Source organism: Mesorhizobium sp. B4-1-1 (assembly GCF_006439375.1).
In the GTDB taxonomy this organism is placed as follows: domain Bacteria; phylum Pseudomonadota; class Alphaproteobacteria; order Rhizobiales; family Rhizobiaceae; genus Mesorhizobium.
Window position 1 is genome coordinate 199706 of the sequence record NZ_VFTH01000001.1, and the last position, 14428, is coordinate 214133.

Here is a 14428-nt window from a genome sequence, read left to right on the forward strand (position 1 = left end):
TTGGAGTTTGACTGCCTGTCCGGCGCTCAGATCGTCGAATCCGTCCAGCGGACGATATCCTTGGCCGCCTGGCCGAAGGCGTTGTCCAGCGCGCCGACATAAGCGGCGTTGCCGCTGCCGGAGACCGGCGCGCTCGCGGTGAAGTTCTTCGAGGCGCGCACCTCGCCGTTGCGGTCGTTGAGGATGCGCACGAACAGGTCGACATCGGCACGCTCGCCGCCATCGACGCGCACCTCGAAGGAGCGCACCTCGACGATGATCTGGTAGTCGATCGCCAGCCCCTCGCCCGGCTTGCCGACGCCGGCAAAGCTGCCGGAGCGCTGGAAGGTTTCGGCCAGCCTCGCCTGGACGATCAGTGGCAGCCGGTCCGCCCATTGCGCGCCCTTGAGGAACTGGATCGACCGGTCGGAAGGCCTGATGACGATGTTCTGGCTGTCCAGCGCCTTGAGTGCCGACGGCTGGGCTATCAGGATCTGGCGGCGGCTGTGGGCATGCATGTCGACCGACGGCGCCGACAATTCAAACGTGTCGAGCGGCGCCGGCTTGCCGCCCAGGGCCGCGCACCCGGCAACCGCAAGCACCAGCAACGCTGCCGCGGACGATCTCAAACTCCCCGCTACCACCCTGACCGACTTCACGCGTGATCCCCGTTGTCCCCGGATCTTACGATCATTTTCTTGGCGGTCGCGGCAGCCGAAGTCAACGCCGTGCCCTTCCATCGAACTGCCGGACCTCGCCGTCGCCGCCGGACAGAATGCGCTGCGGATTGCGGCTAAGGTCGGTCACTGCTTCCTCGATGCGGTTGATCGAGCGCCGGCTGTCCTGCACGAGCGCCTCGACATTCTGCAGGCCCTGGCCGGAGAAGCGCGACAGATTATCGACGATGGTGCCGAGGCGGGAGTTCAACGTATCGGCAACCTGCTTGAAGGATTTCAGCGTCGCCCTGGCATCGGCCATCACGCCGTCGGCCTCGCCGGAGCCAAGTATCTTGTCGACCTTGGCCAGGATGCCGTCGACGCGCACCGAGGCGTCGTTGAGCCGCTGCGCGAGCTGGCGGGCGTCCTTGATGGTCTGGTCGATATCGTCGGAGCGGTTGGCGATCTTGTCGGTCACCTTGGCGATGTCCGAGGCCGCCTTGTCGGCGCTGGCGCTGGCCTTCTGGATGTTGGCCAAAGCGGCCTTGACGTCGGCCGGATCGATGCCGTCGAGCACGCCGTTGACCTTGGCCAATGTCCCTTGCGTCTGCTTGGCGAAATCGTTGATCGAGCCGACCGCCGTGTTGACGTTGCCGATGACCGTATCGAACTGCTTCGAGGTTTCCTTCAGATTCGCCGTCACCGTATCGACATTGGCCACGATGCTCTTGATCTGGTCCTTGTCGACGGAATTGAGCAGGCCTTCGGCGGCCTTCAGCGTGCTGTCGAGTCGGCCCGAGACATTCTTTAGCTGATCCGAAAGCGAGCTCACCGCCGACAGGAACTTGTCGATCCCATCGGAGTTCTTGGCCAGCGCGTCCGAGAAGGTCTCGACATTCTTGACCGTCTGCGTCAGCGGGCCGCGAACGTCCCTGGTGAAGCCTTCGAGCTCGCTCAGCACCTTGTCGGCGCGGGTGAAGATGTTCTGGGCCGTCTGCAGAAGGTTGGTGACCGCCGACGGATTGGCGGTTATCTCGGGGATCCTGCCCTCTTTTTCCGCCTCGTCGAGCAGCTTCGCTTCCTTGGGGTCGGCGCCCCGGAGTTCGATATTGGCCTGGCCGGTCAAGCCGGCAAGGCCAATATCGGCCTGTGTCGACTTGGTGATCGGCGTCATGCGGTCGATCTCAGTGTCGGCAATGGCTACCGTCGGATTGTCAACGTCGATATACACGCGTTTGACGTCACCGACCTTGACGCCGTTGAACAGCACGAAGCTGCCGCGGCCGAGGCCCGAGGCCGAACCTGGAATGCGCACGCGCAGCATTGTCGTTTCGCCTCTGTCGCCGATCGCCGCGGTCCAATAGACGAAGGCAAAGGCCGCCAGGATCGCACCCAGCGTGAAGATGCCGACAATAATGTAGTTGGCTCTTGTTTCCATTGCTTCCACTTATGGCTATGCGCGCGCCGCAAGATCAAGTTGCCGGGCGCGTTTTCCGCGGAAATAGGATTTCACCCACGGCTCCTCGCTCTTCAGCATGTCGTCGATCGTGCCTTCGACAAGCACCCTCTTCTTGCCGAGCACCGCGACGTGGTCGCAAGCGGTGAACAGTGTGTCGAGATCGTGCGTGACCATGTAGACCGTCAGATCCATCGTGTCGCGCAGCTTGACGACAAGTTCGTCGAATTCGGCCGCGCTGATCGGATCGAGGCCGGAGGTCGGCTCGTCGAGAAAGACGATGTCGGGGTCGAGCGCCAACGCGCGCGCCAGTGCGGCGCGCTTGATCATGCCGCCGGAAAGCTCGGAGGGAAATTTCCGGGCCGCGTCGGCCGGCAACCCGACCAGCTCGATCTTGAGCAAGGCGAGCTCATCCATAAGCGCCCTGGGCAGGTCGAGATATTCACGCATCGGCACCTGCACGTTTTCCAGCACTGTCAGCGCCGAAAACAGTGCGCCATGCTGGAAAAGGACGCCGAGTCGCATGTCGATGCGCAGGCGGTCGGCGTCGCTCGCCTTGTCGACATCGACGCCGAACAGGCTGATCGTCCCCGATTGCTTCGGCATCAGCCCCAATATGGTGCGCAACAGCACCGATTTGCCGGCGCCCGAAGCGCCGACAAAGCCAAGGATCTCCCCGCGCTTGATGTCGAGCGAGAGCTTGTCGAGGATCAGCTTGTCGTCGATGGCCACGGTGACGTCGCGCACCGAAAGCACGATTTCGTCGTCGTTGGTATCCTGCGCTGCCGCTGCGCCGTTGCCGTTCGCCATCTCAGAACCCGATCGCTGCGTAGAACATGGCGAAAAGCCCGTCGAGGATGATGACGACGAAGATCGACTTCACCACCGATGCGGTCACGTGCAGGCCGAGCGATTCGGCGCTGCCGCCGACCTTCATGCCCTCGACCGAGGCAATGATGCCGATGATCAGGGCCATGAACGGCGCCTTGATCAGGCCGGCAAAGATGGTGCTGAGATCGATGGCGACGCGCAGCCTGTCGATGAACGCGGCCGGTGGGATATCGGAATAGAGCCAGGCGGCGATGATGCCGCCGGCAAGCGCGGCGAAATTGGCGATGATGGTGAGGCACGGCAGCCCGATCACCAACGCGACGAGCCGCGGAAAGACCAGCACGCCGATCGGATTGAGGCCGATCACCTTCAGCGCGTCGACTTCCTCGCGCATCTTCATCGAGCCGATCTCGGCGGTGATGGCGCTGCCTGAACGTCCCGCGAGCATGATCGCCGTCATCAGCACGCCGAGCTCGCGCAGGATCAGCACCCCGACCAGGTCGACGACGAAGATGTTGGCGCCGAAATAGCTGAGCTGGTAGGCGCCCTGCTGGGCGACGATGGCGCCGACGATGGCCGACATCAGCACCACCACCGGTATCGCGCCGACGCCCATGCGATCGATCTGGTTGAAGATCGCGGCCAGGTTGACCGCGTGGCCGCGGCCAAGCTTCATCTGCGCGCCGCGGATCGTGGCGCCGAGGATGTTCATCGATGCGAAGAAATCGTCGCGCATCTCATAGACCCGCCGGCCAACCAGCTCCAGCGCGCGCAGGATGACATTGGGCGGCCCGGACGGCCCCGATTCGGGCTCCCGGCGAACCGCATCGCCGACCGCGCCGAGCAGGATCGAGGCGATCTCGCTCTGCCCCTGCAAATGGACCTCGACGCCTTTCTTCTCGAAGGCGCTGGCCAGCCGGTCGATAAGCCAGGCGCCGGCGGTGTCCATCTTTTCGATGTGGGAAAGGTCGAGCATCAGCTGCTTTGCGCCGCTTGTCCCCTCGATCTTGCGCATGTCGGCGTCGACCAGCGCCACGGTGCGCGTCGTCCACACACCGGAAAAGGCGCAGCCCAGCACGCCTCCCTCCTCGCCCACGGCAACGCGTGGCCGATGCTCGGCGTCCTTGGCCTCGCCGCTTGCGTCGCGTTTGCGGATGGTCAACATGGCGTCCTGTTTAGCGTGACCGGACTGGCGTGTCGATTTGCCGGCAGACTGGTGTCGCATAGCCGGAGAAGAAAATTATGGCGCGTGTCATTTCGGTTGAGGCGGAGCGGTTTCCGATTGCCGGCACCTTCACCATCTCGCGCGGATCCAAAACCGAGGCCGAAGTCATCACCGTAACGATCGATGACGAGGGACGTTCCGGCCGTGGCGAGTGCGTGCCTTACAAACGCTATGGCGAAACCATGGAGGAAGTGCGCGCGGCCATCGAAGCCATGTGCGATCGGATCGTCGCCGGCATCGACCGGACCACCCTGCTTGCGGCCATGTCCGCGGGCGCCGCGCGAAACGCCATTGACTGCGCGTTATGGGACTTGGAAGCCAAGCTCACCGGCACGCCGGTGGCGGTGGCGATCGGGGCCGTTCCGACCAAGCCGCTGGAAACCGCCTACACCCTGTCGCTCGCCACACCGGAGGCCATGGCCGCGCAGGCGCGCGCCAACGCCACGCGGCCCTTGCTGAAGGTCAAGATCGGCGGCGACAACGACATGGCCAGAATCCGCGCGGTGACGGAAGCCGCTCCCGAAAGCCGCATCATCCTGGATGCCAATGAGGGTTGGACCGACGAAAATGTCGAGGCGAACCTCGCTTTCGCCGCGCAACACGGCGTCACGCTGGTCGAGCAGCCGCTGCCGGCGGGCAAGGACGACATCCTGCGCCGGATCGCGCATCCGGTGCCGGTCTGCGCCGACGAAAGCGTTCATGCGGCGAAAGACCTCGATGCGCTGGTCGGCCTCTACGACGCCGTCAACATCAAGCTCGACAAATCTGGCGGCCTGACGGAGGCGTTGAAGCTGCGCGACCGCGCGCGCGACCTTGGCTTCGGCATCATGGTGGGTTGCATGGTCGGCACCTCGCTCGCCATGGCGCCGGCGGTGCTCCTGGCGCAGGACGCGGACTTCGTCGACCTCGACGGCCCGCTGCTGCTTGCGCGCGACCGCGAGCCCGGCCTTGTCTACCGGGGATCGCTGGTTTCACCCCCTGAGCGGGTGCTTTGGGGCTGAGCGGGAAGCGAGGCCTATCAGCACCATGCCGATGATCGCGATCGGGATCATCGCCAGGAAACCGTCGACGCCAAGCCGCTCATAAAGAGGGCCGGAAGCCAGCGTCACTGCCGCCATGAAGAAGCCGTTGAAGAAATAGGCGATGCCTTGCGCAGCACCCGTGCGCTCTTCGGAGATTGTCTCGCCGATCATCTTCTGCAGGCCGATCAACACCATCGCCACCGACACCGAATGCAGCGTCTGAACAACGAAGAAGCCGGCGACGCCCAGGCCAAGCGGCCAGACCAGCGGAAAGGCGATCCAGCGCACGATCGAACCGATACCGGCGATCACCATCACCCTGACGACCGAGATGGACGCAAAAATACGGTTGAAAAACAGGAACATGCAAACTTCGGAGACCACGCCCCAAGCCCATAGCAGGCCAACGACGGAATCGCCTATGCCGATCGATTTCCAATAGATCGAGACGAAGCCGTAGAGGAAGGCGTGACTGGCGGTGATGATGCCGACACCGAGCGTGAAATAAAGGAAATAGGCGTTGAACAGGCTCGGCGCCTTATGCTGGATCTCGGTCGCCGAAAGCGGCGAGGCCTTGCGCGGCCGCCCCATGCGCGGCGACAGCAGCGCCGCGACCAGCGCCGCGCCGAGCGCAATGAAGATGATGACCGGAACCGCCTGCGGACCGGTGGCCGCCAGGATGAAGCCGCCTACGACATTGGCGCCGAGATACGAGATCGAGCCCCATTTGCGCATCGCCGTGTAGTTCGAGCCGAAGCGCCGTACGCCTGACAGCGCCAGCGAATCGGCCATCGGCGAATGCGGCGTCCAGACGATCGTCAGCAAAAGCGAGACGGCGAGCACTATGGCGTAGGTGGCCGGCAGGAAATAGCCGGCGGAGACGACCATCGAGCCGGCGACCAACGCGATATAGACATTGGCGCGGTCATTCGCGCGGTCGGCGAACGCGGTCAGCATCGGCGTCGTCACGACACGCAGGAACATTGGCGCCGCCAGGATGACCGCGATCTGCTCGGCATGAAAACCTTTCGCCTGCAGCCAGAGCGGAAAGTAAGGCAGATGCGTGCCTTGCGACACGAACAGGGTCGCGAAGATCAGGCTCATGCGCAGTTCGAAATGGCTGGGCTTGACAAGCTGTTCGGGCGATAGCGGCGGCGGCGGCATGAATCGATCCAATTTCGCTGCATTCAACTCCATGCAACGTGTCTCGATCCCTAACATGAGGCAAAGCGCGGCGGAACTGCCTGGATCAATCGATCAAGAGCAAAGCTGTTGACGAGCGAGGCCCGTGAGCGGGCGCCGCGCGCGCCCTGTGTCGGCGCGGCCAGGGAAGCAGGCGGAAGCGGGAACAGGCCGCTGCATTCAAGCCGCCTGAGCCGCCCTGCCCTTCAGGTCGATGATGTCGACCGGCACCAGCGCGTCGCTGCCTGCCGTGGTTTCAGGAAGCACATGCGCCCAGGTCAGGATCTCCATGCGGCCGTCGAAATGCTCGACCACCGCCGTGCAGCTTTCCACCCAGTCGCCGGTGTTGATGTATTGCACGTTGCCATAGCTTTCGATCGCGGCGTGATGGATATGGCCGCAGATCACACCGTCGACATGCGAGCGCCGCGCTTCTTCCGAAAGCACGGTCTGGAACGAGCCGATGAAGTTCACCGCCTTCTTGACCTTGACCTTGGCCCAGGACGAGAACGACCAGTAAGGCAGGCCGAGCAGGTGGCGCAGCTTGGTCACGACGCGGTTGATCACCATCGCCGTGTCATAGGCATAGTCGCCGAGATAAGCGAGCCAGCGCTGATTGTGCACCACCGTGTCGAACTGGTCGCCATGGATGACCAGCAGGCGCCGGCCGTCGGCGGTCTCGTGGATGGCACGGTCGGCAACGACGATGCCGCCGAAATGCACGCCCTGGAACTGGCGGGCGAATTCGTCGTGATTGCCGGCGATATAGGTGATCGAAGCGCCCTTGCGCGCCTTGCGCAGCAGCTTCTGCACCACGTCGTTGTGACTCTGCGGCCAGTGCCAGCTGCGCCGCAGCCGCCAGCCGTCGACGATATCGCCGACCAGATAGATGATCTCGGCGTCATGATAGCGCAGGAAGTCGATCAGGAAATCGGCCTTGGCCGCTTTCGAGCCGAGATGCACATCGGAAATGAACAAGGCGCGGAAAGTGCGGGGCTCTGGGTCCGACATCACGATTTTACCCTTTGCTTTCGCGTGCCTATGCCCCGATTCATGCAACAACCGTATGACGGTTGCGGTTGGTCCAGCCCAAGCGCTAGCTTGCGCGACCAAAGCACCAGGAGAAAATCACCATGGATCTCGGTATTCGCGGCAAGAAGGCCATCGTCTGCGCCTCGAGCAAGGGACTGGGGCGCGGCTGCGCGATGGCGCTTGCCGAAGCCGGCGTCGACCTCGTCGTCAACGGTCGCAACGCCGAACTGGTGGCCACGACCGCCAAGGACATCCGCGACCGGTTCGGCGTCAAGGTCATCGAAGTTGCCGGCGACGTATCGAAGCCGGACGTGCAGAAAGCGATACTCGCCGCCTGCCCGGACCCCGACATCCTGGTCAACAACAATGGCGGCCCGCCGCTGCGCGATTTTCGCGAGCTCGACCGCGCAAAGATCCTCGAGGGCGTTACGCAGAACATGGTCACGCCGATCGAACTCGTCCAGGCGGTGATCGACGGCATGGCCAAGCGTGGCTTCGGCCGCATCGTCAATATCACCTCGCTGTCGGTCTATGTTCCGATCCCCGGTCTCGACCTGTCGTCTGGCGCGCGCGCCGGTCTGACCTCGTTCCTGGCCGGCGTGGCGCGCACGGTCATCGACCGCAACGTCACCATCAACAGCCTGTTGCCCGGCAAGCTCGATACCGACCGGCTGCGCGGCCCGCATGAGGCCGGCACCGAGGAAGACCCGGCCGCGGCCGCCGCGCGCAAGGCCCGCATCAGCGCCGACGTGCCGGCAAAACGTCTCGGCACGCCGGAGGAATTCGGTCAGATCTGCGCCTTCCTCTGCTCTGTCCATGCCGGCTACCTCACCGGCCAGAACATCCCGGTCGACGGCGGTCTCTACGTCAGTGCGTTTTGACCACCGCCAATCCAATACGCCTGAGGCTTCCGAGCCAACCGTCTGGAATCGGTTGATTATTTTCGCTCCGGCATTGTGAAGGCCGGGGTCCGCGATTTGCCGTCGCGAAGACTCGTCGGCACATGCTAAAAGGCTCCAAATCAGGAACAGAGGGAGGGCCGGATGGACGGCGAGAACAAGAAAACGGCCCGGTCGGACCTCGACGAGGCCGCCCTCTTCTTCCACAAGCATCCGACACCGGGAAAGCTCGAAATCCAGGCGACGAAGCCGCTCGGCAACCAGCGGGATCTCGCGCTTGCCTATTCGCCGGGCGTCGCCGCGCCCTGCCTCGAGATCCGCGACGACCCGGCAACCGCCGCCGACTATACCGCCCGCGCCAACCTCGTCGGCGTCGTTTCCAATGGCTCCGCCGTGCTTGGGCTGGGCAATATCGGTCCGCTCGCCTCCAAGCCGGTGATGGAAGGCAAGGCGGTGCTGTTCAAGAAATTCGCAGGCATCGACGTCTTCGACATCGAGATCGACGCGCCCGAGATCGACCGCATAGTCGAGACCGTCGCGGCGCTCGAACCGACCTTCGGCGGCATCAACCTCGAGGACATCAAGGCGCCTGAATGTTTCGAGGTCGAGGAGCGGCTGAAAGCCCGCATGGGCATCCCGGTCTTCCACGACGACCAGCACGGCACCGCGATCATCGTTGCAGCCGCGGTGCTCAACGGGCTGGAACTGGCCGGCAAGGCAATCTCCGACATCAAGATCGTCACTTCCGGCGCGGGTGCCGCGGCGCTCGCCTGCCTCAACCTTCTGGTCTCGCTCGGCGCCAAGGTCGAAAACATCTGGGTCACCGACCGTTTCGGCGTCGCCCACAAGGGTCGCGTCGAGGAGATGGATCGCTGGAAAGACCCGTATGTGAAGGATACCGAGGCGCGCACGCTGGCCGACGTCATTCCCGGTGCCGACGTCTTCCTCGGCCTTTCCGCCGCCGGCGTCCTGAAGCCGGAGTTGCTGCAGCATATGGCGCCGAAGCCGCTGATCCTGGCTTTGGCCAACCCTAACCCCGAGATCATGCCGGAAGCGGCAAGAGCCGCGCGGCCGGACGCCATGATCTGCACCGGGCGCTCGGATTTTCCCAATCAAGTCAACAACGTGCTCTGCTTTCCTTACATCTTCCGCGGCGCGCTCGATTGCGGCGCCAGCGCCATCAACGAGGAGATGAAGATGGCGGCGGTCCGCGCAATCGCCGCCCTTGCGCGCGAGGAGCCGTCGGATGTCGCGGCGCGCGCTTATTCCGGCGAGACGCCGATGTTCGGCCCCGATTTCCTGATCCCCTCGCCCTTCGATCCGCGCCTCATCCTGCGCATCGCGCCGGCGGTGGCCAAGGCTGCCTGCGACACCGGCGTCGCGACGCGACCGATCGCCGACTTCGCCGCCTATATCGACAAGCTCAACCGCTTCGTCTTCCGCTCCGGCCTGGTGATGAAGCCGGTGTTCTCCTCCGCCAAGGCTTCAAGCGCCAAGCGTGTCATCTATGCCGACGGCGAGGACGAGCGCGTGCTACGCGCGGCGCAGGTGGTGCTGGAGGAAGGCATCGCCGAACCGACCCTGATCGGCCGCCCGCATGTGGTCGAGGTCAGGCTGAAGCGTTACGGTCTGCGCATCCGTCCGGGCGTCGATTTCGCCGTGATCAATCCGGAGGACGATCCGCGATACCGTCATTATGTCGACCTCTTGATCGAACTGGCCGGCCGGCGCGGCGTGACGACGGAAGCCGCCCGCACCATGGTGCGCACCGACAACACGGTGATCGCGGCCCTGGCACTGAAGCGCGGCGACGCGGACGCGATGGTCTGCGGCCTCGAAGGCCGCTTCGAACGGCATCTGCGCAATGTCTCGCTGATCATCGGGCCTCGCGCCGGCATCAAGGACTGGGACCTGTCGACGCTGTCGATGCTGATCTCGCAGCGCGGCATCGTCTTCCTCACCGACACGCATGTCTCGGTCGACCCGACGGCGGAGGAGATCGCCGAAATGACGGTGCTGGCGGCGGAGGAGATCCAGCGTTTCGGCATCGAGCCCAAGGCAGCGCTTCTGTCGCATTCGGATTTCGGCTCGCGCGATTCGCCGAGCGCGCTGAAGATGCGCCGCGCGGCGGACATCCTCGGCCGCATCGCGCCCGGCTTGCAGTGCGACGGCGAGATGCATGCCGATACGGCGCTGTCGGAGCATCTGCGCCAGCGCGTCTATCCGCATTCCAGGCTGAAGGGCGAAGCCAATCTGCTGGTCTTCCCGAATCTCGATTCGGCCAACATCACGCTGACGGCGCTGCGCGCTATGATGGACGCGCTGCATGTCGGGCCGATCCTGCTCGGCACGGACAAGCCCGCGCATATATTGACGCCGTCGGTGACCTCGCGCGGCGTCGTCAACATGACCGCGCTCGCCGTGGTCGAGGCGGCGCACAAGGCGCAGGCGCTGGTCGATCTGGGTTAGGGTTAGGGTGTCTTGAGCCTCCCTAAGCCGGCGCGAAGCGGAAATGCCCCGTCCGCCTGAAGACAAATAGCGTGTCCTCCTCGCGGGCGCCCTGGCCGATATTGTGGATGACCAGCAGCCGTTCCAGCGCCTCGGCCGGGCGATTGTTCGAGACGATGACGATATGCGACAGGTTGCCGGGCAGCATCTGGGTGACGAGATCGCCCGGCTGGTAGTCGGCTGGATCGTCGCTGACGGCGATCGAAGCCCCCCGCCGTTCGAAGAACACGGCGAGATTGGGCACCCTGCGGTGGTCGATGTTCGGATCGGTCGAGTTCAGGCCCCAGGCCTTGGGATAGGCGGAGAAATCGGCCACCATGTCCTCATGCACCAGCTTTTGCAGGTCGAGCCGGAAGGCGCGGCGATAGGCGCGGATCACGACATCCGTGCACACGCCCCGGTCCTGTGCGACATCGCCGCCGGGATAGGGGATGCGGGTGTAAGTCGGATCATAGAGCGTGGTGACGCCGATCTGCCTGCGCGCGGCATCGACCAACCTGAAGGTCCATTCAGGCGTGGCGATCTTCGCCATCGCCTCAGGCGTGGCTTTCCTGGCCATCGCGTACGGCACCGCCAGGAACAGAAGGCCGAGCTGCAGCGCGCATCGACGGGTAATCGGGATCATGCACCGCCCCTTTCTTGTAAGCCGAGTTCGCGCAATTGGTCCCGCGCGAAAGCGTCTTTTTTAGGCTCTCGGGGTTTTTCGCGACCGGCGATGGCAGGTTGTGTTTCCGGTTGAAAACGCTTCGCGCCGAATTGTTCCTGGGTCCGGTGGGTCCGACTCTGGCATAGTCGATTAACCATGGCAGCGTAGCTTCGGGTCGAACAGGCGATTTGGGGTTTCGGATGAAAGGCGCGGGGTTGAAGCTGACCCAGCTGATGGCGCTGCTTGCAGCGATTGCAGGCTCGGTCGTCGCCGTGACCGGGTCCGAGGCGGCCTCGCGCGCCTGCAGGCAGCTCGAAGCCGAACTCGCCGCGACACGCGGTGGCGGCGGAGGGCCGGTCATCGTACGCAAATATGATGATGCCATCCAGCGACAGCGCGAGCAGCTTGCGAAGGTCCGCAGCCGCGCGAGCGACGCCAATTGCGGCTTCACGCTGTTTTCGCGCAATGTCAGCCAATGCGCGGCGATCAATGCCTCGATCCAACGCATGGACGCCAATCTCGACACGTTGCAAGCCAAGCGCGAGCGGCTCGCCGCCGGCGGCACGCGGCGCGACCGCAGCCGCATCCTGGCGGCGCTCGACGCCAATGGCTGCCGCGACGACGAGATCGCGCCGCGCCACGCCCCGCTTCGGGAGGCGGCCCGCGACAATGGCGGCGGCAATCTGTTCGAGCAGCTTTTCGGCCGCCAGGACCAGCAGCTCGAAACGCCCGATGCCCCCGATATGCCGGACTCGGAGGTGCCGCCCGATGATCCGAGCGTGCACAACATCCGCCGCGTCATCGACCCGCCGGACGGCATGGACCTGCCCCGGCCGGCCGGCGAGTTCCACACCATGTGCGTGCGCACCTGCGACGGCTATTTCTTCCCGATGTCCAACGCGGCGTCCGCCGGCGATTTCGAGCGCGACCAGAAAAATTGCGAATCGAGCTGCCCGGGCACCGAGATGCAGGTCTTCTATTCGCGTGGGATGGACGACGACTCTGGCTCGATGACCTCGTCGGCGACCGGTCAACCCTACAGCGAGCTGGCGACCGCCTATCTCTATAAGCAGGCCAATTATTCACGGCCGCCGACCTGCGGCTGCAACGCGCAGGCCGGCAACTTCACGATCATCGGCGGCAACCCGCCCAATCCCGAACAGTCGCAGCCCGACGGCGAGGCAGCGCCCTTCATTCCCATGCCAGCGTCCAAGCCGGATCCCGGCGCCGATCCGGAAACGCTCGCCAATGCCGAGGGCGGGCTGGACCAGGCTGCGATCAAGTGGCTGACCACCAAGGTGCCGGTGTCGCCGGTCTCGGCGCTGCCACCGGATCAGCGCAAGGTCAGGGTCGTCGGGCCAGCGTTCCTTCCCGACCCATCAGCGGCAATAGATCTGAAAGCTCCGGCCCCGAAGTCCGCCCGGTAAGGGCAAGCCTCAGCGGCATGAACAGCGGCTTGCCCTTGCGCCCGGTTGCTTCCCTGATCTTGCCGGTCCAGTCCTTCCACACCGTACCGTTCCACGGTTCCTCCGGCAAAAGCTCGAACGCCTGATTGAGGAAATCGCGGTCCTCGCCGGAAAACTCGGCCGGTTCCTGCGGGCCCTCACTCAGGATTCGCCACCAGGCGACCGCATCCGACAGGCGGTCGAGATTGCCGCGCACGGCCATCCAGAACGGCTCGGCTTTGTCGCCGGAAATGCCCAGCACTATGAGCCGGTCGCGCGCTTCCTCGAACGGCATATGATGGATCAGCGTGCGGTTGAGCACGAAGAGCTCGTCCGGGTCGAATTTGGAGGCGGACTTGGACGTCGCAGCCGGGTCGAAATGGCCGGCAAGCTCGTTGAGATCGTGCGCAGCGGTGACGTTTTCCGACGTGCCGACAAGCACCGCCAGCGAAGCGACCGCCATCGGCTCGATGCCGTCATCGCGCAGGCTTTCGATCGACAGCGCGCCGGTGCGCTTCGAAAGCCCCTCGCCCGACACGGTAGTGAGCAGATTGTGGTGGCCGAAGACGGGCGCCTCGGCGCCGAGCGCCTTGAAGATGGCGATCTGCACGCCAGTGTTGGTGACATGGTCGTCGCCGCGAATGACATGGCTGACGCCCATCTCGATATCGTCGACCACCGAAGGCAGCGTGTAGAGATAGGTGCCGTCCTCGCGCACCAGCACTGGATCCGACAGCGAAGCGAGGTCGACGGTCTCCTCGCCGCGCACCAGGTCGTTCCAATGCACTTCGGTCCGTTCGGGCTGCAGCGGATCGCCGGTGAAGTTGGGCAGCAGGAAGCGCCAATGCGGCCTGCGGCCATCCGACTGGTATTCGGCCACCTGCTCCGGCGTCAGCGTCAGCGCCTCGCGGCCATAAACCGGCGGCAGGCCGCGCGTGCGGCGCACCTTGCGGCGCAAGTCAAGTTCTTCAGGCGTTTCGTAGCAGGCATAGAGCACCCGCGCCGCCTTCAGCCGCTCGACCGCAGCGTCATAAATCTCGAAGCGGCGCGACTGGTATTCGGTGACATCCGGGAAGATGCCCAGCCAATGCAGGTCGTACAGGATGGAATCGGCATATTCCTGCTTCGAGCGGGCAATGTCGGTGTCGTCGAAGCGCTGGATGAAACGGCCCTTGTTGTTCATGGCGAAAAGCCAATTGAACAGCGCGGTGCGCGCATTGCCGATATGGATGCGGCCGGTCGGCGATGGGGCAAAACGTACAGTAACTGTCATGAGCGGGGCGTAGCGGATGCTTTTGGTGTTGACAAGGCGCGCCCCCGCGCGAACGCAACAGATAGTGCAAGCCAGCTAAAATGAAAAGCCGACGGCCCGACGCGCTTCGCGGCAGATTGATAAACCGCGTCAAGTGCCTGCGAACCCAAGCTTCCTATGTCCCCGTTATCCACATGTGTGACACACAAGATATTGGGGTCACAAAAGCTACAAAAACGAATCCTTGACGGGTCGGAACGAGTCGCTTTTTATAGGCCATGCGCTCCTGTTGCGG

The 14428-nt window shown here is 64.1% G+C and carries 12 protein-coding genes; 4 read left to right on the forward strand and 8 right to left on the reverse strand.

What is annotated here, in order from left to right; all coding sequences use genetic code 11:
• Nucleotides 1-26: 26 nt before the first annotated feature.
• The 4 genes from FJW10_RS01005 to FJW10_RS01020 all read right to left on the reverse strand — a co-directional run bounded on the left by FJW10_RS01005 (nucleotide 27) and on the right by FJW10_RS01020 (nucleotide 4087).
• Nucleotides 27-638 (reverse strand): ABC-type transport auxiliary lipoprotein family protein, encoded by a 612-nt coding sequence (locus tag FJW10_RS01005; protein WP_181177365.1) that lies wholly within the window; start codon nucleotides 636-638, stop codon nucleotides 27-29.
• A gap of 61 nt (nucleotides 639-699) precedes the next feature.
• The gene (locus FJW10_RS01010; RefSeq protein ID WP_140830252.1) at nucleotides 700-2073 is read right to left on the reverse strand and encodes an MlaD family protein; all 1374 of its coding nucleotides are present in this window, start codon (nucleotides 2071-2073) and stop codon (nucleotides 700-702) included.
• Nucleotides 2074-2088: 15 nt separating this feature from the next.
• Entirely contained in the window at nucleotides 2089-2901 is an 813-nt protein-coding gene (locus FJW10_RS01015) for an ABC transporter ATP-binding protein (RefSeq protein ID WP_140830253.1), read from the reverse strand.
• Nucleotide 2902: 1 nt separating this feature from the next.
• Nucleotides 2903-4087 (reverse strand): ABC transporter permease, encoded by a 1185-nt coding sequence (locus tag FJW10_RS01020; RefSeq protein WP_140897731.1) that lies wholly within the window; start codon nucleotides 4085-4087, stop codon nucleotides 2903-2905.
• Nucleotides 4088-4164: 77 nt separating this feature from the next.
• Between FJW10_RS01020 and dgcA the strand changes: the two genes are divergently transcribed.
• On the forward strand, nucleotides 4165-5148 hold the full coding sequence (dgcA, locus tag FJW10_RS01025) for an N-acetyl-D-Glu racemase DgcA (protein WP_140897732.1): 984 nt from the start codon (nucleotides 4165-4167) through the stop codon (nucleotides 5146-5148).
• On the opposite strand, the gene FJW10_RS01030 is transcribed toward dgcA, so the two are convergent.
• Together FJW10_RS01030 and FJW10_RS01035 are read right to left on the reverse strand one after the other, a co-directional pair.
• Entirely contained in the window at nucleotides 5119-6333 is a 1215-nt protein-coding gene (locus FJW10_RS01030; RefSeq protein WP_140897734.1) for an MFS transporter, read from the reverse strand. The genes dgcA and FJW10_RS01030 overlap by 30 nt on opposite strands.
• A 198-nt stretch (nucleotides 6334-6531) precedes the next feature.
• Nucleotides 6532-7362, reverse strand: coding sequence for a UDP-2,3-diacylglucosamine diphosphatase (locus FJW10_RS01035; RefSeq protein ID WP_140830260.1), 831 nt, complete (start codon nucleotides 7360-7362; stop codon nucleotides 6532-6534).
• A gap of 122 nt (nucleotides 7363-7484) precedes the next feature.
• Between FJW10_RS01035 and FJW10_RS01040 the strand changes: the two genes are divergently transcribed.
• Both FJW10_RS01040 and FJW10_RS01045 read left to right on the forward strand, forming a co-directional pair.
• Nucleotides 7485-8264 (forward strand): SDR family oxidoreductase, encoded by a 780-nt coding sequence (locus FJW10_RS01040; RefSeq protein WP_140897736.1) that lies wholly within the window; start codon nucleotides 7485-7487, stop codon nucleotides 8262-8264.
• A 162-nt stretch (nucleotides 8265-8426) separates the two neighbouring features.
• A complete protein-coding gene (locus FJW10_RS01045) occupies nucleotides 8427-10751 on the forward strand; it encodes an NADP-dependent malic enzyme (RefSeq protein ID WP_140897738.1) in 2325 nt (774 codons plus the stop codon).
• 22 nt (nucleotides 10752-10773) lie between these two features.
• Here FJW10_RS01045 and FJW10_RS01050 read toward each other — a convergent pair whose 3' ends face one another.
• Nucleotides 10774-11415, reverse strand: a complete 642-nt coding sequence (locus tag FJW10_RS01050; RefSeq protein WP_246674074.1) for a DUF1287 domain-containing protein — start codon at nucleotides 11413-11415, stop codon at nucleotides 10774-10776.
• 254 nt (nucleotides 11416-11669) lie between these two features.
• Between FJW10_RS01050 and FJW10_RS01055 the strand changes: the two genes are divergently transcribed.
• On the forward strand, nucleotides 11670-12863 hold the full coding sequence (locus FJW10_RS01055) for a DUF2865 domain-containing protein (RefSeq protein ID WP_246674090.1): 1194 nt from the start codon (nucleotides 11670-11672) through the stop codon (nucleotides 12861-12863).
• Here FJW10_RS01055 and gltX read toward each other — a convergent pair.
• Complete coding sequence (gene gltX, locus FJW10_RS01060; protein WP_140897742.1) at nucleotides 12781-14154, reverse strand: glutamate--tRNA ligase; 1374 nt, start codon at nucleotides 14152-14154, stop codon at nucleotides 12781-12783. The genes FJW10_RS01055 and gltX overlap by 83 nt on opposite strands.
• Nucleotides 14155-14428 lie beyond the last annotated feature (274 nt).

Coding starts and splice junctions, on each gene's coding strand:
- FJW10_RS01010 (WP_140830252.1), bottom strand. CDS start 2,073: ATGGAAACAAGAGCCAACTACATTATTGTCGGCATCTTCACGCTGGGT.
- FJW10_RS01015 (WP_140830253.1), bottom strand. CDS start 2,901: ATGGCGAACGGCAACGGCGCAGCGGCAGCGCAGGATACCAACGACGAC.
- FJW10_RS01020 (WP_140897731.1), bottom strand. CDS start 4,087: ATGTTGACCATCCGCAAACGCGACGCAAGCGGCGAGGCCAAGGACGCC.
- dgcA (WP_140897732.1), top strand. CDS start 4,165: ATGGCGCGTGTCATTTCGGTTGAGGCGGAGCGGTTTCCGATTGCCGGC.
- FJW10_RS01030 (WP_140897734.1), bottom strand. CDS start 6,333: ATGCCGCCGCCGCCGCTATCGCCCGAACAGCTTGTCAAGCCCAGCCAT.
- FJW10_RS01035 (WP_140830260.1), bottom strand. CDS start 7,362: ATGTCGGACCCAGAGCCCCGCACTTTCCGCGCCTTGTTCATTTCCGAT.
- FJW10_RS01040 (WP_140897736.1), top strand. CDS start 7,485: ATGGATCTCGGTATTCGCGGCAAGAAGGCCATCGTCTGCGCCTCGAGC.
- FJW10_RS01045 (WP_140897738.1), top strand. CDS start 8,427: ATGGACGGCGAGAACAAGAAAACGGCCCGGTCGGACCTCGACGAGGCC.
- FJW10_RS01050 (WP_246674074.1), bottom strand. CDS start 11,415: ATGATCCCGATTACCCGTCGATGCGCGCTGCAGCTCGGCCTTCTGTTC.
- FJW10_RS01055 (WP_246674090.1), top strand. CDS start 11,670: ATGGCGCTGCTTGCAGCGATTGCAGGCTCGGTCGTCGCCGTGACCGGG.
- gltX (WP_140897742.1), bottom strand. CDS start 14,154: ATGACAGTTACTGTACGTTTTGCCCCATCGCCGACCGGCCGCATCCAT.